Source organism: Streptomyces sp. NPDC048191 (assembly GCF_040652655.1).
Classification (GTDB): Bacteria; Actinomycetota; Actinomycetes; order Streptomycetales; family Streptomycetaceae; genus Streptomyces.
Window position 1 is genome coordinate 340,251 of the sequence record NZ_JBEZMO010000003.1, and the last position, 23,749, is coordinate 363,999.

Consider the following 23,749-nt stretch of genomic DNA (forward strand, 5'->3'; position numbering starts at 1 on the left):
GGGCGCGGGGCTGCATCCGGTCGCAAGACCACAACGCACCCCGAGCTCTCAGGTGTTCGGCCGCGACCCACTCCGCGCCGCCTCTTCCATCGCCGGGAGCCGGGACAGCATCGGCATCGGATCCACCCCCACCGACCCCGGCAGCAGCGCGGCGATCCGCTCCGGCGTCCAGGCCCCCTCCCCGTGGACCGAACGGAGTTCCCGCGGCTGTGCCCAGACCGCGATCTTCGGCCCGGCGACGGTGTACACCTGCCCGGTGACGCCCTGGGCGGCAGCCGCGTCGGACAGCAGGTACACCACCAGCGCGGCCACGTCCTCCGGCTCGCCCATCTCGGCCAGCTCCATGGGAACGTTCGCCGACATGCGCGTACGAGCCACCGGCGCCACCGCGTTGGCGGTCACCCCGTACTTGTGCAGCCCGAGCGCCGCGCTGCGGACGAGCGAGATGATCCCGCCCTTCGCCGCGCTGTAGTTGGCCTGGGACACCGATCCCTGGTGGTTGCCGCTGGTGAAGCCGATCAGGGTGCCGGCGCGCTGCCGCCGCATCACCGCGGACGCCGCCCGGAAGACGGTGAAGGTGCCCTTGAGGTGGGTGGCGATCACCGGGTCCCACTCCTCCTCGGTCATGTTGAACAGCATGCGTTCGCGCAGGATCCCGGCCACGCACACGACTCCGTCGAGCCGGCCGTACGCCGACAGCGCCGCGTCGACGACCCGCTGCCCGCCCGCCATCGTCGAGATGTCGTCCGCGACCGCGACCGCCTCCCCGCCCGCCGCCTCGATCTCCTTGACCACCGCCTCGGCGACCTCGCTCGTGGGCGAGGCGCCGTCCACGGCGACGCCGTAGTCGTTGACGACGACCTTCGCGCCCTCGGCGGCGGCCGCCCGCGCGACCGCCCGGCCGATACCGCGTCCGGCGCCCGTGACGGCGACGGCCTTGCCTGCCAAGAAGTTCCCCACGTCCGGCCCCTTCCCGCGGTTTCTGACGGTCCGTTAGATTCTATGGCGCGCCGGACGCGCGGACACAAGCCCCGGGGAGGCACCGGATGACACTGCCGGAGGAGTTCCACGAGATCGCCAAACGCGTGAACAACTGGGGGCGTTGGGGCGCGGACGACGAGACCGGCACCCTGAACCTGATCACGGACGCCGTCGTGCGCGAGGCCGCCGCCGAGGTCCGTACCGGCCGCCGCGTCCCGCTCGCCCTCCCCCTCCGGCAGGACGGGGTGCAGACCGGGATGATCCCCGGACGGGTCAACCCGCTGCACGCGATGGTGCAGATCAACCAGGAGCTGTTCGGGCCGGGCACGGTGGCGTGCAGCGACGACGCGGTGACCATGGGCCTGCAGGCGGGCACGCACTGGGACGCGCTCACCCATGTCTCGCACTCCGGGAAGCTCTACAACGGACGCCCGGCGCACACGGTCACCGCGCACGGCGGTGCCGAGTTCGGCGGGATCGACAAGGCGCGGCACGTCGTCTCGCGCGGGGTGCTGCTGGACGTGGCACGCGCGCGCGGCGTGGACCGGCTGGAGGGTGGCCACGCGGTGACGCCGGAGGACCTGGAGCGGGCCGAGGAGTTCGGCGGGGTCCGGGTCCGGGCCGGCGACGTCGTGCTGGTGCGGACCGGGCAGGTGCAGGTGTATCTGGCCGGGGACAAGCACGCGTACGGCTATCCCTCGCCGGGGCTGTCCCTGCGCACGCCGGAGTGGTTCCACGCGCGCGACGTGGCGGCGGTCGCGAACGACACGCTCACCTTTGAGATATTTCCGCCCGAGTTGGAGAATCTCTGGCTGCCCGTGCACGCCCTCGATCTGGTGGAGATGGGGATGCTGCAGGGCCAGAACTGGAATCTCGAAGAGTTGTCCACAGCCTGTGGAGAAGAGGGGCGGTACGCGTTCCTGCTCTCGGCGATGCCCGAGCCGTTCGTCGGCGCGACGGGGACACCCGTGGCCCCCGTGGCCGTCCTCTGAGAACGCCCGTACTGGACCGGCCGGCGGCGCGCCTCCCCCCAGCGTCACGCGCACGCGCCGCCCACCGGTGCGACCCACACTCGGCGAGGGCCGCCGTCACCCGGGCCCTCGCCGTCCCCTCGCGGCGAATCGTCGCCCACAAGCGTGTTCAGGAGGTCACGGGTCGTCAACGCCGGTACGGGGATTTGTTACGTACGCCCTGTTCGCGGCACCCGCGCACGGATGCACTCCCGGCGCACCACCGCGCCGGGTGCTACACGACCTCGAAGGCGAGACCCTCGTACGCGGACAGACCGCACCCGTACGCCACCGCCGCGCTCTCCCCGGGCTGCGAACAGCGGTCCAGTTCGCACCAGATGCTCTTGCCGGCGCCTTCCGGGCTCCAGCCCCAGCGATCGGCCAGGCAGTCCACGAGTGCTAGGCCGCGGCCGCCGGTGGCGTCACCGCCGGCGCAACGCGGCACGGGGGCGCGGGAGCTGCTGTCGGCCACCTCGACGCGCACCGTGGCCGCCGCGGGCGTCCCGGCCGCCTCGGCCGCGCCGGTGGCCGCACCCGGCAGGGACAGCCGCAGCACGGCCGCGTGGCCGGTGTGCACCACCGCGTTGGTCACCAGCTCGGAGACGAGCAGGATCAGGGTCTCGGCGAGCGGCTCGTCGGCCGCTATCCCGAGTCCGGCGAGCCGCGAGCGGGCCCACCGCCTCGCCCGCCCCACCTCCGTGGGATCGGGCCGGATCTCCAGCTGCACTTGAAGCACCTGCACCGCTCACACCATCCGAACCGGCGGACACATGACCCCACGCCACCCGGCCGCCACGGCGGTCAAGGCCGCGCCGACGTTCACGAGGGCCACGATCGTAGCCATTTTCTGCATGGCCAGAACAACGGCCAGAGCAAGGGTCACGGAACGTGATTCCCTTTGGAGACAGCATGGTTGACGTACAGTCACCCCAACAAGCGCTTCGGGCATATTCCAGCGCGAAGGAGTACCGGTGAGGCATACTGTGCGACGCTCATGCCGGGGAGTCGAACAGGCAACGGCCAAAGCCTTTACCGCCCTGCGAGCAGCGCTGCGCACCGCGCGACCCGGCACCACCCCAGGGGCTTCGCCGGCCCGGCCCGTGCTCGCAGCCACTCGCATCCCACACAAGGTACCGGAGGAGACACCCGACTCCGGGCCGTGACGAGTCCCACGAAGGACACAACCGGGTATCGACGCTCCGTGACAGCGTCGTGCCACGATCCGCAACATCGTGGGCCAATGCTTTTCCGCCGACGCAGTCCAGGGCGCCGATGGCCCCTCAGACCGCCAGTCCCGCGGCGAGCAGCTCCTCACTCTCCGTGTTCCCGCCGCCACGACGGGCCCGCACCCAGGCCCGCTTCAGATGCAGGTGCACGTCCGACTCCCAGGTGAAGCCCATGCCGCCGTGCACCTGGAGACAGTCACGGGCCCCGCGTACGGCGGCCTCGTCGGCGAGCAGCCGGGCGGCGGCGATGTCGGCCGGGTCACCGGTGAGGGCTGCCGCGTAGACGGCGACGCGCGCGGTCTCGGCCCGCACCAGCAGGTCCGCGCACAGGTGCTTGACGGCCTGGAAGGCCCCGATGGGCCGCCCGAACTGCTCACGGGTCCGGGCGTGTTGCACGGCTAGCTCCTGCACGCGCACGGCGGTGCCGAGCTGTTCGGCGGCGGTGAGGAGACTGGCCACGGGGTCCGTGGGGGCGGGGCCGGGCACGCGGTGCAGGGGGGTGAGCGGGTCCAGCGAGCGCAGGGGTGCGGCTCCCGAAGTACCGCCGCGCACCACGTCCGCCGCGTCCAGCCACTCCACCAGCTCTCCGTCCACGGCCGTCACCACCGTCTCGCCGGTGGCCGCCCCCGGCACGGCCCCGGCCGCCAGGTGGGTGGCGACGAGCGGGCCGGGCAGCAGGGCCCGCCCGGCCTCCTCGAAGGCCAGCACCGCCTCCGGCAGTCCGAGTCCGACACCGCCGTCCGCCTCCGGCAGCCGCAGGGCGAAGAACCCGGCCTCCCCGAGCGCCCGCCACAGCGCCCGGTCCAGCCGCCCCGGCGCGTCGACGGCCGCCCGCAACGCCTCCCGCCCGAACCGCCGCTCCAGCAGCTCCCGGACGCCGCCCTTCAACGCCCGCTGGTCGTCACTCAGTTGAAACCGCACGCTCAGCCCCTCCTCGGCCGCACCGGCAGCACACCCTCGCCCCACCACACCCGCGCACCACGCGCTCATCCCCCCTTCGGCAGGCCCAGGATTCGTTCGGACACGATGTTCCGCTGGATCTGGGAGGTGCCGGCGGCGATCGTGTACGACAGGGAGGACAGGCGGTCCAGGACCCAGGGGCGGTCCAGGTCGAGGGCGGACGGGCCGAGCACGTCGGCCGCGGCGTCGTACAGCTCCTGACGGGCGTGCGAGTAGCGGAGCTTGAAGACCGAGCCGCCGGTGCCCGGCACCCCGCCGCTCGCCTCCGCCTCGCTCACGTTCCACTGGGTCAGCCGCCACAGCGCCCGGAACTCCGCCTCCAGGCGGCCCAGCCGGCGCCGTAGGACCGGATCGTCCCAGCGGCCGTTCTCCCGTGCCGTGCGGGCCAGTTCGGCCAGCACCCGGCGGCAGGCGACGACCTCGCCGACGAACGCCGTGCCGCGTTCGAAGGACAGGGTCACCATGGTCACGCGCCAGCCGTCGTTCTCCGCCCCGACCCGTCCCGCGACGGGCACCCGCACCTCGTCGAGGAACACCTCGGCGAACTCCGCCGACCCGGCGAGCGTGCGCAGCGGCCGGACCGTGATGCCGTCGGCGTCCATGGGCATCGCGAGCCAGGTGATGCCCCGGTGCCTCGGCGCGTGCGGGTCGGTGCGGACCAGCAGTTCGCACCAGTCGGCGACCTCCGCGTGCGAGGTCCAGATCTTGGACCCGCTCACCACGTAGTCGTCGCCGTCGCGCCACGCGCGCGTGCGCAGCGCCGCCAGATCCGATCCCGCGCCCGGCTCGCTGAACCCCTGGCACCACACCTCCTCCCCGCGCAGGATAGGCGGCAGCCAGCGCGCCCGCTGTTCCGCGGTGCCCTCGGCCGCGACGGTCGGGCCGGCATGCAGCAGACCCACGAAGTTCGCCCCCACATAGGGCGCCCCCGCGCGCTCGGTCTCCTCCAGGAAGATCAGCCGGGTCGTCGGCGAGGCGTCCCAGTGGACGTCGGCGTACCCGGCGTCGTACAGCGTCCGCTGCCAGCCGAGGTCGTACGCCCTGCGCGCGGGCCAGTCGCCGGGGGACGGCTTCGGCGGCAGCGTGGGCAGCACCTTGGCGAGCCACTCCCGCAGCCGGGCCCGGAACTCCTCCTCCTGCGGCGTGTACGACAGGTCCACTAGCGGTCCAGGTCCAGGCCGAGCATGCGGATGGCGTTGCCCCGCATCAGCTTGTGGACGGTCTCGTCGTCCAGGCCCTTCACATGGTCGAGGGCGACCTCCTTGGTGTGCGGGAAGGTCGAGTCCACGTGCGGGTAGTCGGTCTCGAAGGTGGCGTTGTCGCGGCCGACGACGTCGATCGAGGCGACGCCGTGCTTGTCCCGGAAGAAGCAGCAGAAGATCTGCCGGTAGTAGTACGTGGACGGCGGGTCGGGGACCAGGTCCCGCACCCCGCCCCAGGCACGGTGCTCCTCCCAGACGTCGTCGGCGCGTTCCAGGGCGTACGGCACCCAGCCCATCTGGCCTTCGGAGTAGGCGAGGGTCAGCCGCGGGAACTTCACCAGGACGCCGCTGAAGAGGTAGTCCATCATCGAGGCCATCGCGTTGTTGAAGCTGAGCGAGGCCTGGACGGCGGGCGGGGCGTCCGGGGAGGCGGCCGGCATCTGCGAGCTGCTGCCGATGTGCATGTTGACGACCGTGCCCGTCTCCTGGCAGACGGCGAAGAACGGGTCCCAGTAGCCGGAGTGGATGGACGGCAGGCCCAGGTGGGTGGGGATCTCGGAGAACGTCACCGCCCGCACCCCGCGCGCGGCGTTGCGGCGGATCTCAGCGACGGCCAGCTCCACGTCCCACAGCGGGATCAGGCACAGCGGGATGAGCCGGCCGCCGCTGTCGCCGCACCACTCCTCCACCATCCAGTCGTTGTAGGCGCGCACGCAGGCGAGGGCGACCTCCTTGTCGTGTGCCTCGGCGAAGGTCTGCCCGCAGAAGCGGGGGAAGGTCGGGAAGCAGAGGCTCGCCTCGACGTGGTTGAGGTCCATGTCCTTCAGGCGCTCGGCGGGGTCCCAGCACCCCGGGCGCATCTGCTCCCTGGTGATCCCCTCCAGCGTCATCTCGTCGCGGTCGAAGCCGACGGCGGCGATGTTGCGCTTGTACGGGAACTTCAGGTCCTCGTAGATCCACCAGTCGGTGGGCTGGCCCGCCGGGTCCATGGTGATCTGGTACTTGCCGCCGACGTAGGCGAGTTCCCCGATCCCGGCGGTCAGCGGCTTGGGCCCCCGGTCCCGGTACCTGGCGGGCAGCCAGGTCTCGAAGAGGTGGGCGGGCTCGATCACATGGTCGTCGACGCTGATGATGCGGGGCAGTTCGGTCATGGTTCCCCTCCGCGTTCCCCTCCACCGGGACAGTGCTCGTCCGGACGGTGCTCATCTGATGGTCCGTCAGATAGCATGGCACCTGACGGTTCGTCAGCCAAGCCGGTCAGGGGGCACCCGTGAACGAGACCCCGCACTCCCTCGGCACCGCCCGCACGCTGTGGGACCTGGTCGCCCGCCGCGCGGCCCTCACCCCCGGCCGCCCGGTCCTGCTCCAGGGGGACCGCACGCTCACCTTCGGCGAACTGCACGCACGTGCCGAGCGGGTGGCGGCCGGCCTGTACGACCTGGGCGTGCGTCCCGGCACCGTGGTCGCCTGGCAGCTGCCCACCCGGATCGAGACCGCCCTGCTGTCCTTCGCGCTGGCCCGCCTCGGCGCCGTACAGTCCCCGGTCATCCCCTTCTACCGGGACCGTGAGGTCGGCTTCGCCCTGCGCGAGTCGAAGGCGGAGTTCTTCGCCGTACCGGGCGTGTGGCGGGGCCACGACCACACGGAGATGGCGCGGCGGCTCGGCGCGAAGGGCGTCTTCGAGGCGTACGACGCCCTCCCCGAGGGCGACCCGTCGACGCTCCCCGCCCCGCCCGCCGAGGGCACCTCGGTCCGCTGGATCTACTGGACCTCGGGCACCACCTCCGACCCCAAGGGCGTACTGCACACCGACCGCTCCCTGATCGCCGGCGGCGCCTGCCTCGCCCACGCCCTGCGCCTGACCCCGCACGACGTCGGCTCGATCGCCTTCCCGTACGCCCACATAGGCGGCCCCGACTACATGGTGATGCTCCTGCTGTACGGCTTCCCGGCGGTGATGTTCGAGCACTTCGCGCTGCCGGAGGCGCTGGCGGAGTACCGGCGGCACCGGGTGACGGTGGCCGGCGGTTCCACGGCCTTCTACTCCCTCTTCCTGGCCGAGCAGCGCAGGACGCCGGGCGGCAGGGTGATCCCGTCCCTGCGCCTGCTCGCGGGCGGTGGCGCGCCCAAGCCCCCCGAGGTCTACCACTCGGTGGTCCGCGAGATGGGCGTCCAGCTCACCCACGGCTACGGCATGACCGAGGTCCCGATGATCACCATGGGCGATCCGCGGGACACCCCGGAGAACCTGGCCACGACCGAGGGCCGCCCGCCGGCCGGCATGGAGATCCGGATCGTGGACGGGGAGATACGGCTGCGCGGCGAGGCCGTGTGCCAGGGCTATCTGGACCCGGCCCAGACGGCCGCCGCCTTCGACCCCGACGGCTTCCTGCGCACCGGCGACCTGGGCCGCGTCACGGACTCCGGCCACCTGGTCCTCACGGGCCGTCTGAAGGACGTGATCATCCGCAAGGGCGAGAACATCTCGGCGAAGGAGATCGAGGACCTGCTCGCCGCGCACCCGTCGGTGGCGGACGTGGCGGTGATCGGCCTGCCGGACGCCGAACGGGGGGAGCTGGTCTGCGCGGTCGTCGAACCGCCCCCGGGGGCGGCGCGGTTGACCCTGCCGGAAGTCCTCACGTACCTGCGCTCGGCGGGCCTGTCCGTCCACAAGCTGCCGGAGCGGCTGGAGGTGGTGGAGGCGCTGCCCCGCAACGACACGCTGCGCAAGGTGCTGAAGTACAAGCTGCGGGAGCGGTTCGCCGGCCGTCCGTGACGCCGTGCACGGTTTCAGACGACCGTCTGCCAGGCGTCCTTGCCGATGCCCAGGTCTTCTCGGGCGCGCTCGTGGTACCGGTTCAGCAGGTCGGAGAGCCGGGGAGTCGTGACGGAAGGTGCGTGCGCGCGTGCCTTGCCCAGGATCTCCCACAGGGCCACGTTGACGTCATGGGCCGCCTCGACGGCTCGCGGATCCGCCAGCAGCAGCAGCGATTCGAAGAGAGCCGAGCGCCTGCGCTCGCCCTCTTCCATCGCGGCCACGAACTCCCTGTGGAGCTCCGAGCCTTCCTCCGACTGCCAGGCGCGTTTCGCGGCGTCGGCCACCTCCTTCACGCACACGGCGTACTCGATGTACGTGTCGAGTTTCCGCTGGTCCCAGCGAGTTGCCAGGGTGCGCCTGTGCTTGGCGCGCTCTGCCAGGGTGACGGACAGATACGAGGTCAGGGCGCCGACGAGGACGCCGACCAGCGTCACTATCTGACTGATCATGACCGTGACGGTAACGGCCGGGCGGTGGGCGCGTTACTCGGTGACCGTGAAGTACCGGGCGAAGGCCGGGATGACGTCCGATTCGGTGATGACGCCGTCGGCGTCGGTGTCGAGGGCCGCGGCCGTGGCGTCGGCGACGCCGGCCGGGACGTGCAGGACGCGCAGGACGCGTGCGGTGTCGGCGACCGTGATGCGGCCGTCGGCGTCCGGGTCCGCCACCGCGAGGGCCGCGTGCAGGAAGGGGCGGGCGATCTCGGCGAAGCGCTCGGGGTTGTCGCGCAGGCGCTTGACCGCGCCGGTGACGAACTCCTCGCGGGTGATGCGCTGGTCGCCGTCCCGGTCGGCGATCCCGGCCATGCCCTGCCAGAACGCCTCCGCGCCGGCGTACAGCGCCTGCCCCTTGTCGGAGCGGGCGGTCACGGTGAACTCGGCGAGGAGGGCCTTGGCCGCCGCACTGAAGTCCTCGCGGTCGATCCAGCCGTTGCCGTCCTGGTCGAAGTCCGCGAACCGGGCCGCGATCCTGCGCTCGTACTCGGTGCTGACCATGTCTGTTCGTGCCGCCTTACCTGTGCGTCGTACGGGAGCGTGACTGACCTGGCAGGGAGCGTATGACGCGAGGGGCCGCCGGATGACGGAAATCCGGCGTTTGTGCCAAGACCGGGGGAATTCTGCGACAACAATGTGGCCATGTCGCGAAGGCGCGGGCGGAGCGGTCAGGCCGAGAGGGGGTCCGCCTCGTCGGTCGTCGCGGTCTCGACGTCGGGGCGCACGTCGAAGAGACGGCGTACGCCGAGCGCGCCGAGGACCCGGTTGACGTGCGAGCCGTCGTCGGCTCCCCGGTCGGGCAGGATGAGCCGGAGCCGGCCCTGGCAGGAGCGGATCAGCCGGCGGGCGGCGACGAGGACGCCGACCCCGCTGGAGTCGCAGAAGAACACGTCGGAGAGGTCCACGACGAGACTGTGGTGCCCCTCGGCGACGACGTCGTGCACATGGTGGCGCAATATCGGCGACGTCATCAGGTCGAGTTCCCCGGACACCCGGAGCACGGCCCAATCGCCCCGCTTGACGCCGGTCACATCGAATGCCACGGCCATGCCCCTCCGTTCGCCGGAACTCCCGGAACCGCCCGGAAACGGAAGCAGTTCCTACGTTTGCTTCCGCGCGGCTGCCCACCGGCCGTTCCCTGAAACGTCGGGCAACAAACTAGACGTGATCGACAAGGGGGTTGTTTCGGTCACTATCGATCCTGTTCGATCAGAGACGTACGCGACCTGTGTGAAGGTTATGTGAAGAGGGCACTATCACCTGCGGCGCTTCCAGGGGCGCACATTGACACAAAGGGGCGTGCGCCGTCAGAGGTGCCGACTACATTCGGGAAGACGGTACAGACAGGCTGGACGGGCCGGACACGGGTGAGGGGAGGGGACCGCATGGCCAGGAAGGACGCACCGCCCCGCTGGGACCGCAAGATGCAGCAGCGGCTCGCCCGCGGAGAGGCGGCGGCCCTGGGCGAGCTGTACGACCGCTTCGCCTCGCTGGTGCACGGCCTCGCCCACCGCGTCCTCGGCGACGAGAAGGCCGCCGACACCCTCACCCGCGAGGTCTTCGCCCACCTCTGGGAACACCCCGAGACCTACGACCCGAAGAAGGGCCCCCTGCGCACCTGGGTCGCCGGGGTGACCCACCGGCTCGCCGTGGACCGGCTGCGTGCCAGCGAGACCGCCGCGCTGCCGCGGGGCGGCGGCTCCGTGGCGGAACTGGAGCGCAAGGTGCGCCGCGCCTCGGTCGCCGCCCGCGCCGACTACATCGTCCACTCCATGCCCGCCCCGCTGCGCGCCGCCCTCGACCTGGCCTACTTCCAGCGCCGCGACTACCGGCAGACCGCCGTCGACCTCGGCGTCACCGAGGAAGAGGCCCGCCGCCGGCTGCGCCTCGGCCTGCAACTGCTCTCCACCGCCCACGACGCCGCGACACCGCCGGGACACGGAGGTGCGGTGTGAGCGGAGCGGAAGGGCCGGGGGCACCCGACGAGCACGAGGGAGAAGAGGGCCGCGTGGACCGGGCGGACGGGGGCCGCGAGGGCCACGGGGGCGTCGGCGGCGGCTCGGGGCGGGGACCCGCCGGGGCCGACGGGCCCGGGTCGGACCGGCCGCCGCGCATACCCACACCCCGCGCCTCCGTCGAGGACGGCGGGCTTGCGCTGCCCGGCCTCGCCGAGCTGGGAGACCTCACGCCGGCCCCGCTCGACCTGCCGCACGACGTCCTGAAATCGCTCCTCGGCGCCTGGGCGCTGGCCGCCTGCTCGGCGGCGGAGACGGCGGCCGTCGAGGACCACCTGGGCTCGTGCGGAAGCTGCGCCGACGAGGCCCGCCGGCTGCGCGAGGCGGTCGGACTGCTGCACCAGCCGGAGACCCTGGACCTGGACCCGGGGCTGCGCACCCGCGTCCTGGAGAGCTGCCTGGAGCGCCGGCCTCCCCACATCCCGGTGCCCGGGTGGGCGGCGGCGTACGACGCCGAGACCGCGCGCCTGGACGCCCTGCTGCAGGACTTCGGGGACTCGGAGTGGCATGCGCCGGTGCGGCTGCGGTGGTTCGAGGCCGACGCGCCGCGCAGCCGTCGTACGACCGTGGCCGGGGTGATCGCCCACCTGCTGTCCGTGGACGGGCTGGTCGCGGTCGCGCTCGGCCTGGACGACCCGCTGACCGAGATCGCCGGGGTGGCGGAGCAGCACGCGGTGGGCCCGGCCGGGCGCACCGAGGCGTTCTGGCAGACCTCCCACTTCCCGCCGACCCGCTCGGTGCGGGGGCCCTGGCGGGAGCAGAGCCACAGCCTGGTGCGGACGGTGTCCTTCACCGGCGGTCACGCGGGCGGACTCGGGGTGTCGTACGACGACTTCGAACTGCCCCTGCACGACGCGATGCTGGACCGCGCCTTCGAATGCTGGGTGCACGCCGAGGACATCGCGGACGCGGTGGACTATCCGTACCCGCCGCCCGCGCCGCGCCACCTGAACAAGATGATCGACCTCGCGGCCCGCATGCTTCCCGCCGCGCTGGCCAGGCGCCGGCGGACCGGGCTGACGTCACCGCCGCACGGCCGCCACCTCGGCCTGGCCGGCGAGCCCGGCCGCAGCCTGCGGCTGGAGATCGAGGGCGCGGCGGGCGGCGAGTGGCTGATCCCGCTGGACTCGCCGGCGGCGGTGGGCTCCGCGGATCTCGAGGTGGCCCATGTGGCGCTGGACGGCGTGGAGTTCTGCCGCCTGGCCGCGGGCCGGCTGCCGCCGGAGGAGGTGGCGGTGGGACAGGTCGGCGACCGGGAGGCGATCCGCCATGTGCTGCTCGCCACGGCGGGGTTGAGCCGGATGTAGGGGTGGGTCGCGGCTTCGTCGGGCGGCTGCGAGGGTGCGGGGAACTGCGCGACAAGCCACGACGCAGCCGCGGCCGCAGCCGCCCGACGGCCGAACACCCCGAGCTGCCAGGCGGACAGGCCGACCAGGCCAGCCAGGCGGCCAGGCCGACTAGGCGAAAACCACCGTGCGGCGGCCGTTGAGGAGGATCCTCCGCTCCGCGTGCCACTTCACCGCCCGCGCCAGCGCCTGGCACTCCACGTCACGTCCGATCGCGACCAGCTGGTCCGGGGTGACGTCATGCCCGACCCGCTCGACCTCCTGCTCGATGATCGGCCCCTCGTCCAGATCGGCGGTCACGTAGTGCGCGGTCGCCCCGATGAGCTTGACGCCCCTCGCGTGCGCCTGGTGATACGGCTTCGCGCCCTTGAAGCTCGGCAGGAAGGAGTGGTGGATGTTGATGATCCGGCCGCTGAGCTGCTTGCACAGGTCGTCCGAGAGGACCTGCATGTAGCGGGCGAGGACGACCAGCTCGACGCCCTTCTCGCGCACGATCTCCAGCAGCTTGGCCTCGGCGTCCGCCTTGGTGTCCTTCGTCACCGGGATGTGGTGGAAGGGAACGTTGTAGGAGCCCACGAGCTCCTCGAACTCGGTGTGGTTCGAGACCACACCGACGATCTCCACCGGCAGTGCGTCGATCCGGGCCCGGAACAGCAGGTCGTTCAGGCAGTGCCCGAACTTGCTGACCATCAGCAGGATCCGCATCCTCTCCTCGGCCCGGTTGATCTGCCAGTCCATGTGGAAGGTGTCACCGATCGCCGCGAAGCTCGCCCGCAGTTTCTCCACCGTCACCGGCGCCTCCGCCGAGAAGTGGACGCGCATGAAGAACAGACCCGTGTCGTGGTCGCCGAACTGCTGACTGTCCTCGATGTTGCAGCCGGTCATGAAGAGATAGCTCGACACGGCGTGCACGATGCCCTGCTTGTCGGGGCAGGAGAGCGTGAGGACGTACTGGTCGGACGATGCGGCGGCGGGCGCGGACTGCTCGTTCATGCACTACAGGTTCCCACACCGCCACCCGCGGTGGGCGGACGTCCCGCAGGGCGGACGGCTACGCGGTCCTCGTCATGATCCGCAGCACTTCCAGGCTCCGCGGGGGTGTGTCGGGCTCGTCACCGTCGCTCACCGCGAGGCGTACGTGCGCGTCCCGCGCCGCCCGCACCGCGTCCGGCCACCCCTGGTGGTCGAGATACGCGGCGACCGGCGCGTCCGGGCCGACCTGGTGCATGATCCGCAGCACCCGCAGTACGGCGGTGTCGACCAGCGCCGCCTCCTGGGAGTCCCGGAAGATCGTGCCGACGTACTTCTCCGCGGACCAGTTGTCCAGCCAGGTGTCCTCCACCAGCCGGTAGACGGCGTCGGTGACGTCGCCGTACCCTTCCACGCCGGCCAGCCAGACGTCCCGCTGGAACACCGGGTCGGAGAGCATGTGCAGCGCCGAGCGCACATTGCTGCGCCAGCGCCACCACGGCATGTCGCTTAGAGGCATGCCGCCCATGGTGGAGGAGCGACGGCCGCGACGGGAAGAGTTCTCCGAACCTTGCACGGTCATCGATCGTACGTTCCCCGTCACACCAGCCTCACCGGCCCCTGTAATTCACCTCCGCGTCACCCTTCGTTGACCCAGGGTCACTCGACGGTTAGTCGTGTGAGGGAATCGTGCTTGTACATGACCGGCAGGCGACGCAGCGTTAGTACCTTCCTCCACTCTTCCCTACGCCCCGGCAGAGCCACCGCCCTGGCCGCGGGCGCCGTGGCCCTCTGTGCGTCGCTCACCGCCGGATGCGGGGCCATCCCCGGTGCCACGGGGGGCTCCGGGGATGGCCCGATCAAGGTCATGACCTGGGCCCCGCAGGACACCGACGCCACCAACAAGCCCGGCATGCCCGCCATGGCCCTCGCCTATGCCAAGTGGGTCAACGCGCACGGCGGCATCAACGGACGCAGGCTCCAGGTCCTGACCTGCAACGACCACAACGACAGCGTGGGCGCCGCCAAGTGCGCCCGGTACGCGGCCGACGAGAACGTGGTCGCGGTCGTCGGCTCCTACAGCCAGTTCACCGACTCCTACTCCGCTCCGCTGGAAGGCGCCGGCATCCCCTACATAGGCGGCTACGGCGTCACCAACGACGAGTTCACCGGCCAGATGTCGTACCCGGTCAACGGCGGCCAGCCCGCCCTGCTGGCCGGCCTCGGCAAGGCGCTCACCACCTGCGGCAACATCGCCCTGGTCCGCCCCGACACCATCGCCGGCGACGAGCTGCCCGTCCTGCTCGACTCCGGTCTGCAGACGGGCGGGCACGAGAAGGCGGGCGACCAGCTCGCGGAGGAGGACTCCACCGAGTACGGCGACCAGGCGGACAAGGCGCTGCGCTACGCCACCGGGAACGCCCTGAAGAAGGGCTGCGTGGTGCCCGCGCTCGGGGACCGCACGGACACCTTCATGGACTCCTTCCGGCGGGCCCGGGCGAACTTCCCCGCGGTACGGCTCGGGACCGTGCTCGGCAGCGTCGACCAGACCGTGATCAACGCCACGGGCGGGGCGTCCGGCCCCTACGAGGGCGCGTACATCACCGGCTGGTACCCGCCGGCCTCCGACGGGCGCTGGGACCCGATGAAGAAGGTGATCAACGAGGAGGCGTTCGGCGACAACCGCATCGACCCCGCGGACGCCGGAGTGCAGACCACCTGGATCGCCTACACCGTGCTGAAGGCCGTCCTGGAGAGGATCGGCGGCGGCGAGGTGACCGCCGACACCGTGCGCCGCACCCTCGACGGCGGCCTGCGGGTCTCCACCGGCGGCCTCACCCCGACCCTGCACTGGACCTACTCGGGCAAGCTCGCCTCGGTCGGCTTCCCGCGGATGGTCAACGCCGACGTCACCCTCCAGGTGGTGCAGGACGGCAGACTGGTCGCGGCCCGCAAGGGCATCGGCGGCCTCGACGGGACCGCCGACATGACGCGGACGCTGGAGAACGCCGACGTGCAGTGACGCCCGCCGGCGCGTCCCTCACAGCTGGGTGGGCTGGCGCTGGGTCAGGCCGTACTTCCGCGCGATCGCGTTCCACAGCGCGGCCGCCTTCGCCTTCTGCGCGCTGGCGGTGCCGCTCGCCCGGTTGCCGGCCGCGGTCTCGCCCGTGGTGCGGGCGTGGCCCTTGCGGCAGACCTTGCGGTTCTTGGCCTGGCCGGCCCAGGCCGCGTAGTGGTTGTCCGCCGCGGCGGACGCCTGCCAGGCCTGGGTCAGCGCGGCGGTGAGGTCGCCGCTGTTCGCCAGCTTGTCGACGGACAGCTGGCCGAGCCGGGTGACCAGGTCGCCGCGCTGCTTGGCCGCGGCGCGCAGGTCGGAGGCGGCCCCGTCGAGGTTGTCGCACCGCTTGACGTCGGCCACCGCGTTGATCACCGAGGCACGGCTGCTGCCGCTGTCGGCGAGCAGCCTGTCCAGCTCCACCGCCTGCTGCCGGGCCGGGTCGGCGGCCGGCGCGGAGGAGCCCGGGGCGGCGGACGTGGCCGCGACCGTCTTGCCGTCGGCGCCCTTGTCCGTGCCTCCCCCACCGCTGAGGAGCGCGCCGGCGCCCACACCGATGACGACGATGCCGACACCGATGGCGGCGATCAGCGGCACCCGGGAGCGGGTGCGGGGCCGGTCGTCGTCCTGCTCGGGGGCGTACCGCGGCTGCGGCGCCCCGTAGGACGGCTGCGCCGGGCCGGGGTAGGCGTCCGGCTGCTGCATCCGCGGCAGCTGCTGGGTGGCGCCGGCCGGGCCGTCACCGCCCGCCGGGCCGCCGCGGAAAAGGTTGTCGAACTCGGCCGGCGGCTGCCGGTCCCCGCCCTGCGCCTGCGCGGCGTACGGCGGGATGTACTGCGTCGCCTCGGCGTCGGACGGCACGGGCGCCGCCTGCTGCCGGGGAGCCTGGCCGAGGTAGCGGGTCTCCTCGCCGCTGGACTCGGGCGGCAGCGCGCCGGGAGCCACCGGCGGGATGTACTGCGTCGCGCCCTCGTCGGCGGGGGCGGCCGGGACCGGCGGGATGTACTGGGTGGCGCCGTCGGCGGGGGCCGTGTGCACCGGCGGGATGTACTGCGTCGCGCCCTCGTCGGCCGGGGCCGGCGGTATGTACGGGGCGGGATGGCCGGCCGCGGCGGGCAGCGGGGCACCGGCAGCCGGCGGCTGCGGGTACTGCTGCTGGTGGTACGGCTCGGGTGCCGCGCCGTAGCCGGGCTGCGGGCCCGCGCCGTAGCCGTCGCCCTGCGCGCCGGGTCCGCCGTAGGAGGGCGGCCGGCCGTACGCCGGTGCCGGGGCCCCCTCCGGCGGCAGCGGGCCGGGGTTCGCGGCGGGGGACGGCTGGTCCGGGGCGCCCGGGCTGTGCCACTGCTGTGCGGCGGCCGGGGGCCAGCCCTGGTCCGGCTGGGCCGGCGGCTGCTCGGGCCCCCACGAGCCGCCCCAGGCCTGCCCGCCGGCCGGGGCGGCGGGGGCGGGCGCGCCGGTCATGCCCGGCAGCACGGGCTCGCCTCCGTCGGAGGGCAGCACGATGCCTTCGCGCGCGGGCCGCGCCGAGGGCTCCTCGCCCTGTCCACTCTGCGTCACCGGGACTCCTACTAATGGGGGACCTTGTGAATCGGGCTCACGCTACCGGGTCCCCCGAGCCGGGTGCCACGCAGCTCAGGACGCGATCTTCTTCCCTGTGACAGCAGTAACAAAACCGTCCCGCGACACGCTGTTGTATGGCATCCTCACGCGGCCTGCTGGAGATCGAGGCGTGCCCCGAACTCCCGTACCACCGCCTCCTCCCGGAACGGTTCGAGGCGCTGCTGCAGGTCCTCCAGGTACTCGGCGCCCCGGTTGGAGCGGAGCGTCTCCAGCAGCTCCACCGCCTTCAGGCCGGTGCTGCAGGCCTGTTCGACCTCCCGCTGCTGCACCTGGGCCGTGGCGAGCAGCACATAACCGATGGCGCGCCGGCGGGCCCGCGTCTCGGGGTGCCCGGCCAGCGACTGCTCGGCGTACCGGGCGGACTGCTCGGGTTGTCCGAGGTCACGGGCGCAGTGTGCCAACTCGTCGGCCAGATACGCCTCGTCGAAGTGCCGGATCCACACCGGGTCGTCGCCGCGGGAGTCGTCCGCCTGCTCCATCGCCGTCACCGCCCGCCCGGTGGACGCCTGAGCCGCGCGTACGTCGCCGAGCAGGGCGTGCCCGCGCGCCTCGGCGGCGTGGAACATCGCCTCCACGCGGGGGGTCACCTGCCCGCGCGCCCCCTCCTGCGCCGCCCGCGCCAACTGGGCGATCTCGCGCGGGTTTCCGAGCTGTGCGGCGAGGTGACTCATGGACGCGGCCAGGACGTAACCGCCGTACCCGCGGTCCCCGGCGGCCTGCGCGAGCCGCAGCGACTGGATGTAGTACCGCTGGGCCAGCCCCGGTTGCCCGGTGTCCACGGCCATGTACCCGGCGAGTTCGGTCAACCGCGCGACGGAGGCGAACAGTTCGCGCCCGACCGTCTCCCGGTACGAGCCCGCGAGGAGCCCGGAGACCACGCTGTTGAGGTAGTGCACGACCACCGGGCGCACATGCCCGCTGCCGTACTGGTGGTCCAGCTCGGTCAGCGCTTGCGTCATGGACCGTACGGCCGCCACGTCGGCCTGCCCCACGCGTGGGCCGGCCTGCCGGGCCACCTGGGCGTCCGGCGCCGAGATCAGCCAGTCGCGGCTGGGCTCGACCAGCGCGGAGGCGGCGACGGAGGAGCCCGACAGGAAGTCCCGCCGGCCCACGTCGCTGCGCCACAGCTCGCAGACCTGCTCGATGGCCCCCAGTACCGTCGGCGAGAACTGGAGACCCACTCCCGAGGCGAGGTTCTTGCCGTTGGCCATGCCGATCTCGTCGATCGTGACCGTACGGCCGAGCTTGCGTCCGAGCGCCTCCGCGATGATCGCCGGGGCGCGGCCCCGTGGTTGCTGTCCGCGCAGCCAGCGGGCCACGGACGTCTTGTCGTAGCGCAGGTCGAGCCCGTGCTCGGCGCCGCACATGTTGACCCGCCGGGCCAGCCCGGCGTTCGAGCACCCCGCTTCCTGGATGAGTGCCTGCAGCCGTTCGTTCGGCTGCCTCGCCACGAGAGGCCTTGCGGCCATGTGCTACCCCCTGCGTTGCGATCCCCTGGAACAGACGACCAGGTCAGGAAGATCACTGCCCAGCTGACATACCGTCAATGCGCGACATGTGCAGTTTGCCGGGGTAAAGGCGCATGCCAACCCCACCCCTGGCTACCCACCTCACGCCCCGCTTCCTCCCGCGCGCCCCTGCCTGTGCACCCATGCGCCCCGCCTGCGGAATCGATGCCCCACCCCCGCGCGCGCTACAGCCGTAACTCCAGGTGGGTGCGGGAGTTGAGAGGGGCGTGGAAGAGACGATCGCGGGCGCCGAAAAAACTCAGATGGCCGGTCAGATTCCGCAGCAACGCGGGGAATCGCTGCTGGAGACCGCCGTACGCTACGCCGAGGAACGGCACTGGGACGTGTTCCCGGGCACCTGGCTGGAAGCGGTCGACGGAATGCAGCGCTGCTCGTGCGGTGACGCCTCCTGCCCTGCGCCGGGTGCGCACCCCGCGCGCCCCGACTGGGCGACGCAGGCGACCGGCAGCGCGACCGTGGCACGCCGGATGTGGCAGAAGCGGCCGACGGCGTCGATCCTGCTGCCGACGGGGCGGACGTTCGACGCGTTGTCCGTCCCGGAGAGCGCCGGGTTCCTGGCTCTCGCCCGGATGGAGCGGATGGAGCTGACCCTGGGGCCGGTCACGCTCGCTCCCGACCGGCGGATGCAGTTCTTCGTGCTGCCGGGTGGCGCGGCGAAGGTGCCGGACCTGGTGCGGAAGCTGGGGTGGTCGCCTTCGTCGCTGGACCTCGTGGCGCTGGGCGAGGGGACGTACGTGGCCGCTCCTCCCACGCGTTTCGGATCTCGTGGTGCTGTCCAGTGGGCGTGCCGGCCCACCCCGGCGAACCGGTGGTTGCCGGATGCGGAGGAGTTGCTCTCGCCGCTCGCGTACGCCTGTGGGCGGGACCGGTAGCGGTTGCTCGCCCGGTTCCGCCGTACCCCTGCGGGACGCCACCGCCGCCGTAACCTTCATGCATGACGGAAGCTGCGGTACGCGTGCGTGGGCTCTGGAAGCAGTTCGGGCAGCAGGTGGCTGTCGGCGGGATCGATCTCGACCTGCCCGCCGGGAAGTTCATCGGGCTGGTCGGGCCGAACGGAGCCGGTAAGACCACCACCCTCTCCATGGTCACCGGGTTGCTGCGGCCGGACGGCGGGACCGTGGAGGTCGTCGGTCACGACGTGTGGCGCGATCCCGTGGCCGTCAAGGCGCGGATCGGGGTGCTGCCCGAGGGGCTACGCCTGTTCGAACGGCTGTCGGGGCGCGAGCTGCTCGGGTACTCGGGGCGGCTGCGCGGGCTGCCGGGGGCCGAGGTCGACAAGCGGGCCACGCAGCTGCTGGACGTCCTCGACCTGGCCGGGGCCCAGCACAAACTCGTCGTCGACTACTCGACCGGCATGCGCAAGAAGATCGGGCTCGCCGCCGCGCTCCTGCACAATCCCGAGGTGCTCTTCCTGGACGAGCCGTTCGAGGGCGTCGACCCGGTGTCCGCGCAGACCATCCGGGGCGTGCTGGAGCGGTACACGGCCTCCGGCGCCACCGTCGTCTTCTCCTCCCACGTCATGGAGCTGGTCGAGTCGCTGTGCGACTGGGTGGCGGTGATGGCGGCCGGGCGGATCCGTGCCACCGGGCCGCTGGCCGAGGTGCGCGGGCCGCACCCCACGCTGCAGGGGGCGTTCCTGGAGCTGGTCGGGGCGAGCGGCCGGAACACCGGGGCCGACCTGGACTGGCTGGGCGGCGGTGCGGCCCGATGACGAGCCTCACCTCCACCGTCGTACGGCTGAAGCTGTCGCTGCTGCGGAACGGGCTGCGGCAGTCCGGGGGCCGGCGGGCCGCGTTCGTCGCCTCGGCCGTCGTCGCGCTCCTGATCGCGCTGTCCCAGCTGCTCGGTCTGCTTCTGCTGCGCGGGCACGCGCGCGCCGACACGGTCGCCGTACCGGGAACCGCCGTGCTGGCCCTGGGCTGGGCGGTGCTGCCGCTGTTCTTCCCGGCCGGCGACGAGACGCTGGACCCGACCCGGCTGGTGATGCTCCCGCTGCGCCCCCGGCCGCTGGTCCGGGCACTGCTCGCGGCCTCCCTGGTCGGCGTCGGCCCGTTGTTCACGCTGCTGGTGCTGGTGGGCTGCGCGCTGTCCGTCGCACACGGAGGTGCGGGCTACGTCGTGGCGGTGCTCGCCGTCGTCCTCGCCCTGCTGGTCTGCGTGGCCCTGGCGCGGGCCGTCGCCACCGCCAACGTACGGCTGCTGACCAGCAGGAAGGGCCGCGATCTGGCCGTGCTGAGCGGGCTGGTGATCGCGGTCGGGGCGCAGCTGGTCAACTTCGGCGCGCGACAGCTGGGTTCGGCCGGGCTCGGGCAGCTGCAGCCGGTCGCGGACGTGCTGTCCTGGGTGCCGCCGGCGTCCTCGGTGGCGGCGGTGCACGCGGCGAGCGAGGGGTCGTACGGCCTCGCGGGCGCCCAACTCGCGGTCACGACAGCCGGGTTGACGGCGCTGATCGTCGTGTGGGCGCGCAGTCTGACCCGCCTGATGACCGCGCCCGACCAGTCCACGCTGCAGCCCGCCGACGCCGGGGACCGCGGCCGCTCGGCCGCCGGACTCGGACGGCTGCTGCCGCGGGGCCGTACGGGTCCGGTCATGGAGCGCAGCCTGCGGTACATCTGGCGGGATCCGAAGACCAAGGCCGCCTGGGTGACCTCGCTGGCGATCGGGCTGATCGTGCCGGTGTTCAACGCGGCGCAGGGCACCGGGTCGGTCTACTTCGCGTGCTTCGCCGCCGGGATGCTCGGCATCCAGATGTACAACCAGTTCGGGCAGGACACCTCCGCGTTCTGGATGGTGGCCATGACCGTCTCCTCACCCCGGGACGCCTACGCCGAACTGCGCGGCCGCGCCCTGGCCCTGCTGCTGATCACCCTGCCGTACGCGGCGCTCGTCACCGTCACGACCACGGCCCTGCTGGGTTCGTGGTCACGGCTGCCGGAGGTGCTGGGGCTGTCCTTCGCGCTGCTCGGGGCGATGCTCGCCACCGGCGCCTGGACCTCGGCCCGCTTCCCCTACTCCATCCCCCAGGAGGGCCACAAGAACGTCGCCCCGGGACAGGCGGGCCTCGCCTGGATCTCGATCTTCGGCGGCATGGTGTCGGCGGCCCTGCTCTGCTCCCCCGTCATCGCCCTCACCATCTGGCTCCACGTGAGCGCGGACGGGGCGGACTGGCGTTGGCTGCTCCTGCCGGTGGGCGCGGTGTACGGCGCGGGGGTGACCCTCATGGGTCTGCGCCTGGCCGCTCCGAGGACGGCGGCACGGCTGCCGGAGATCCTCACGGCCGTCAGCAAGGGGTGAGGGAAGCTGCCCGGCAGACGATCAGGCGCCCTCACTCCCCGAGCACCCGGTCCAGGAACGGCTCCACGGCCGACCGCCAGGCCCCCGGCATGTCGTAATGCGCAAGGTGCCCGGCGTCGGCGACCTCCGCGTAGTCCCCCGCGGGCAGCACCCTCACCATCTCCTGCGCCTCCGCCCGGCCCAGCTCCCCGTCCACCCCGCGCACCACCAGCGCCGGGCACCGCACCTGGGCCAGCTCCTCCCAGTGCGCGTCGTACACCCACGTCTCACGGGAGCTGAGCATCTGCTCCGGCTCGAACACGGGGCGCCAGCCGTCGGCCGACTCGTGCATCACCTCGGCGTAGAACTCCCCGCGCGCCGGATTCGGCCGCTCCACCCAGGGGTCGAGCTCACCGAACCACTTGCGTACGTCGGCCAGCGTGGCGAAGGGGACGGGCCAGGCGCCGAACCACTCGGCCCACTCCCGCTGCGAGGCGGCGCCCAGCGCGGAGGCCCGCATGTCGCAGATGACCAGGCCCCGCACCAGATCGGGACGCTTGGCGGCGAGCTGCCAGGCGGTCAGCGCGCCCATGGCATGGCCGATGAGGAGCGCGGGGCCGATACCGAGCTGTTCCACGGCGGCCTCGGCGTCCTCGACATAGGCCTCGCGGGTGTAGGCGGCCTGCGGGGGCTTCTCGCTCTGGCCGTGACCGCGCTGGTCGAGGGCGACCGCGCGGTGCCGTGCGGCCAGCCAGCGGGCGGTCGAGGCCCAGTGGGAGGCGCGGCCCATCAGGCCGTGGAGTAACAGCACGCCGGGAGCTCCGGGCGTGCTGTCCGCCCGTTCGTCCGGCGGGCCGAGTCCCGTCTTGGGCGGGTCGGCGAACTCCCAGGCGGCCAGGCGCACGCCACCCGCCCCCGTCACGTCGATGCGCCGCGCCATGGGCCTGGCACCCCCCAGCTCCGCTTGACTCGTACCGGTGTACTGCCGTACTCGCTCGTACTCGCTGCTGTCGCTGTCGTGCTCGTTCTGCCGCCGCAGACTATCGAATACCTATTCGAAAAATCCGTCTCTGCGGACAACACCCCTCATTCGAGTGACACCCTGCAAGGCATGATCGTCGCCGCCAAGGGGATCTTTCTGGCGGGAGGCGGACCGCTCGGGGAAAGACGGTCCGAGGGGATGACCCTGAGAGCTCGGGGCTCCGGGTCAGCACAGGGGAGGACAGGCCCCGGCGCCACACGGCGCCGGGGCTTCCTCCTGCTTCAGCGCTTGGCGACGAACACGTGCGAGGCGACGTCCGCCTCCAGCTCGGCCGCCTCGCCGCCGCTGCCCACCAGGACACCGCCGGCCGACTCCGTCACGCTCACCACGGAGCCGGGCTGCACACCCGCGCGCCGCAGCGTGTACATCAGCTGGGCGTCGGTCTGGATCGGCTCGCCGATGCGGCGGACGACGACCGTCTTGCCGTCCGTGCCCGGGTCCAGGTCGGCCAGCGAGACCATGCCCTCGTCCAGGAACGGATTCGCGCCGTCCTTCTCGCCCAGCTCCTCCAGGCCCGGGATGGGGTTGCCGTACGGCGACTCGGTGGGGTGCCGCAGCAGCTCCAGCACGCGGCGCTCCACGGCCTCGCTCATCACGTGCTCCCAGCGGCAGGCCTCCGCGTGCACCTGCTCCCACTCCAGGCCGATCACGTCGACGAGCAGACACTCGGCCAGCCGGTGCTTGCGCATCACGCGCGTGGCCAGCCTGCGTCCCTCGTCCGTCAGCTCCAGGTGGCGGTCGCTGGCCACGGACACCAGGCCGTCGCGCTCCATGCGCGCCACCGTCTGGCTCACCGTCGGCCCACTCTGGTCCAGCCGCTCCGCGATGCGGGCGCGCATGGGGACGACGCCTTCCTCTTCGAGTTCGAGGATGGTGCGGAGATACATCTCCGTGGTGTCGATCAGTCCGGACATACGTGCCCCTCGATTACCTCTGCCGGCAGCCCGGCGCGTGCGCTGGCCCTGGCACCAATTCTGCCGGATCCCACTGACAAGCGGGGGCCGCCGGGGAAACGGGGGCCCCGTGGGGACACGAACCGGTGCCGGACCGGGCGCTGCGGCACCGTCGGCACCGGGCCGGTGACGCGCCCAATCTCGTGGGACCAATCTTGCGGGAACAGGCTGTGGGCTGAGTCACGTTCCAGTTGAATGAAGGGCCAGTGAGCGAACCGCGCGCCCGATGCGCGCCGACGCAGCCTCCAGGGGGTC

22 protein-coding genes are annotated in these 23,749 nt (G+C 72.3%); 8 read left to right on the plus strand and 14 right to left on the minus strand.

Translation table 11 applies throughout. The features are described 5' to 3' along the window. Positions 1 to 48: 48 nt before the first annotated feature. A complete protein-coding gene (locus AB0D93_RS07365) occupies positions 49 to 960 on the minus strand; it encodes an SDR family NAD(P)-dependent oxidoreductase (protein ID WP_362114413.1) in 912 nt (303 codons plus the stop codon). Positions 961 to 1,046: 86 nt separating this feature from the next. Between AB0D93_RS07365 and AB0D93_RS07370 the strand changes: the two genes are divergently transcribed. Continuing rightward, positions 1,047 to 1,973: a cyclase family protein gene (locus AB0D93_RS07370; protein WP_362114416.1), complete on the plus strand. Its 927-nt coding sequence runs from the start codon at positions 1,047 to 1,049 to the stop codon at positions 1,971 to 1,973. A 253-nt stretch (positions 1,974 to 2,226) separates the two neighbouring features. On the opposite strand, the gene AB0D93_RS07375 is transcribed toward AB0D93_RS07370, so the two are convergent. From AB0D93_RS07375 to AB0D93_RS07390, 4 genes are all read right to left on the minus strand, one after another. Beyond that, positions 2,227 to 2,718, minus strand: a complete 492-nt coding sequence (locus AB0D93_RS07375; RefSeq protein WP_362115098.1) for an ATP-binding protein — start codon at positions 2,716 to 2,718, stop codon at positions 2,227 to 2,229. 553 nt (positions 2,719 to 3,271) lie between these two features. Then, positions 3,272 to 4,138 (minus strand): acyl-CoA dehydrogenase family protein, encoded by an 867-nt coding sequence (locus tag AB0D93_RS07380; RefSeq protein WP_362114419.1) that lies wholly within the window; start codon positions 4,136 to 4,138, stop codon positions 3,272 to 3,274. A 65-nt stretch (positions 4,139 to 4,203) separates the two neighbouring features. Beyond that, positions 4,204 to 5,337 (minus strand): acyl-CoA dehydrogenase, encoded by a 1,134-nt coding sequence (locus AB0D93_RS07385; RefSeq protein ID WP_362114422.1) that lies wholly within the window; start codon positions 5,335 to 5,337, stop codon positions 4,204 to 4,206. Then, positions 5,337 to 6,530: an amidohydrolase family protein gene (locus tag AB0D93_RS07390; protein ID WP_362114425.1), complete on the minus strand. Its 1,194-nt coding sequence runs from the start codon at positions 6,528 to 6,530 to the stop codon at positions 5,337 to 5,339. The genes AB0D93_RS07385 and AB0D93_RS07390 overlap by 1 nt, the downstream gene beginning before the upstream one ends. A 119-nt stretch (positions 6,531 to 6,649) precedes the next feature. On the opposite strand from AB0D93_RS07390, the gene AB0D93_RS07395 reads away from it, so the two are divergent. After that, a complete protein-coding gene (locus tag AB0D93_RS07395; protein WP_362114428.1) occupies positions 6,650 to 8,155 on the plus strand; it encodes an AMP-binding protein in 1,506 nt (501 codons plus the stop codon). A 14-nt stretch (positions 8,156 to 8,169) separates the two neighbouring features. Here the strand turns inward: AB0D93_RS07395 and AB0D93_RS07400 are convergent, their stop codons facing one another. The 3 genes from AB0D93_RS07400 to AB0D93_RS07410 form a co-directional block, all read right to left on the minus strand. Continuing rightward, on the minus strand, positions 8,170 to 8,646 hold the full coding sequence (locus tag AB0D93_RS07400) for a hypothetical protein (protein ID WP_362114431.1): 477 nt from the start codon (positions 8,644 to 8,646) through the stop codon (positions 8,170 to 8,172). Positions 8,647 to 8,679: 33 nt separating this feature from the next. After that, entirely contained in the window at positions 8,680 to 9,192 is a 513-nt protein-coding gene (locus AB0D93_RS07405; RefSeq protein ID WP_362114434.1) for an EF-hand domain-containing protein, read from the minus strand. 167 nt (positions 9,193 to 9,359) lie between these two features. Beyond that, positions 9,360 to 9,740, minus strand: a complete 381-nt coding sequence (locus AB0D93_RS07410; RefSeq protein ID WP_362114437.1) for an STAS domain-containing protein — start codon at positions 9,738 to 9,740, stop codon at positions 9,360 to 9,362. A gap of 336 nt (positions 9,741 to 10,076) precedes the next feature. Here AB0D93_RS07410 and AB0D93_RS07415 point away from each other — a divergent pair, with 336 nt between their 5' ends. Then, positions 10,077 to 10,646 carry a sigma-70 family RNA polymerase sigma factor gene (locus AB0D93_RS07415; RefSeq protein ID WP_362114440.1) on the plus strand — a complete coding sequence of 190 codons (570 nt, stop codon included), beginning with the start codon at positions 10,077 to 10,079 and terminating at the stop codon, positions 10,644 to 10,646. Beyond that, the gene (locus AB0D93_RS07420) at positions 10,643 to 12,013 is read left to right on the plus strand and encodes a zf-HC2 domain-containing protein (protein WP_362114443.1); all 1,371 of its coding nucleotides are present in this window, start codon (positions 10,643 to 10,645) and stop codon (positions 12,011 to 12,013) included. Before AB0D93_RS07415 ends, AB0D93_RS07420 begins: the two co-directional genes overlap by 4 nt. Positions 12,014 to 12,163: 150 nt before the next feature. On the opposite strand, the gene purU is transcribed toward AB0D93_RS07420, so the two are convergent. Continuing rightward, positions 12,164 to 13,045, minus strand: a complete 882-nt coding sequence (gene purU, locus AB0D93_RS07425) for a formyltetrahydrofolate deformylase (protein WP_362114446.1) — start codon at positions 13,043 to 13,045, stop codon at positions 12,164 to 12,166. A 58-nt stretch (positions 13,046 to 13,103) separates the two neighbouring features. After that, positions 13,104 to 13,604, minus strand: coding sequence for a hypothetical protein (locus AB0D93_RS07430; RefSeq protein WP_362114449.1), 501 nt, complete (start codon positions 13,602 to 13,604; stop codon positions 13,104 to 13,106). 117 nt (positions 13,605 to 13,721) lie between these two features. Here AB0D93_RS07430 and AB0D93_RS07435 point away from each other — a divergent pair, with 117 nt between their 5' ends. Next, complete coding sequence (locus AB0D93_RS07435; RefSeq protein ID WP_362115101.1) at positions 13,722 to 15,044, plus strand: ABC transporter substrate-binding protein; 1,323 nt, start codon at positions 13,722 to 13,724, stop codon at positions 15,042 to 15,044. Between the two features lie 18 nt (positions 15,045 to 15,062). Here the strand turns inward: AB0D93_RS07435 and AB0D93_RS07440 are convergent, their stop codons facing one another. Both AB0D93_RS07440 and AB0D93_RS07445 read right to left on the minus strand, forming a co-directional pair. Continuing rightward, positions 15,063 to 16,634 (minus strand): hypothetical protein, encoded by a 1,572-nt coding sequence (locus tag AB0D93_RS07440; RefSeq protein WP_362114452.1) that lies wholly within the window; start codon positions 16,632 to 16,634, stop codon positions 15,063 to 15,065. A gap of 146 nt (positions 16,635 to 16,780) precedes the next feature. Next, on the minus strand, positions 16,781 to 18,166 hold the full coding sequence (locus AB0D93_RS07445; protein WP_362114455.1) for a transcriptional regulator: 1,386 nt from the start codon (positions 18,164 to 18,166) through the stop codon (positions 16,781 to 16,783). A 266-nt stretch (positions 18,167 to 18,432) separates the two neighbouring features. Between AB0D93_RS07445 and AB0D93_RS07450 the strand changes: the two genes are divergently transcribed. The 3 genes from AB0D93_RS07450 to AB0D93_RS07460 all read left to right on the plus strand — a co-directional run bounded on the left by AB0D93_RS07450 (position 18,433) and on the right by AB0D93_RS07460 (position 21,520). Then, complete coding sequence (locus AB0D93_RS07450) at positions 18,433 to 19,098, plus strand: bifunctional DNA primase/polymerase (RefSeq protein ID WP_362114458.1); 666 nt, start codon at positions 18,433 to 18,435, stop codon at positions 19,096 to 19,098. Between the two features lie 62 nt (positions 19,099 to 19,160). Continuing rightward, the gene (locus AB0D93_RS07455) at positions 19,161 to 19,937 is read left to right on the plus strand and encodes an ABC transporter ATP-binding protein (RefSeq protein WP_362114461.1); all 777 of its coding nucleotides are present in this window, start codon (positions 19,161 to 19,163) and stop codon (positions 19,935 to 19,937) included. Beyond that, positions 19,934 to 21,520 carry a transporter gene (locus AB0D93_RS07460; RefSeq protein ID WP_362114464.1) on the plus strand — a complete coding sequence of 529 codons (1,587 nt, stop codon included), beginning with the start codon at positions 19,934 to 19,936 and terminating at the stop codon, positions 21,518 to 21,520. The genes AB0D93_RS07455 and AB0D93_RS07460 overlap by 4 nt, the downstream gene beginning before the upstream one ends. A gap of 31 nt (positions 21,521 to 21,551) precedes the next feature. On the opposite strand, the gene AB0D93_RS07465 is transcribed toward AB0D93_RS07460, so the two are convergent. Next, the gene (locus AB0D93_RS07465; RefSeq protein ID WP_362114467.1) at positions 21,552 to 22,439 is read right to left on the minus strand and encodes an alpha/beta hydrolase; all 888 of its coding nucleotides are present in this window, start codon (positions 22,437 to 22,439) and stop codon (positions 21,552 to 21,554) included. 323 nt (positions 22,440 to 22,762) lie between these two features. Then, entirely contained in the window at positions 22,763 to 23,455 is a 693-nt protein-coding gene (locus tag AB0D93_RS07470; RefSeq protein WP_362114470.1) for a metal-dependent transcriptional regulator, read from the minus strand. Positions 23,456 to 23,749: the final 294 nt, after the last annotated feature.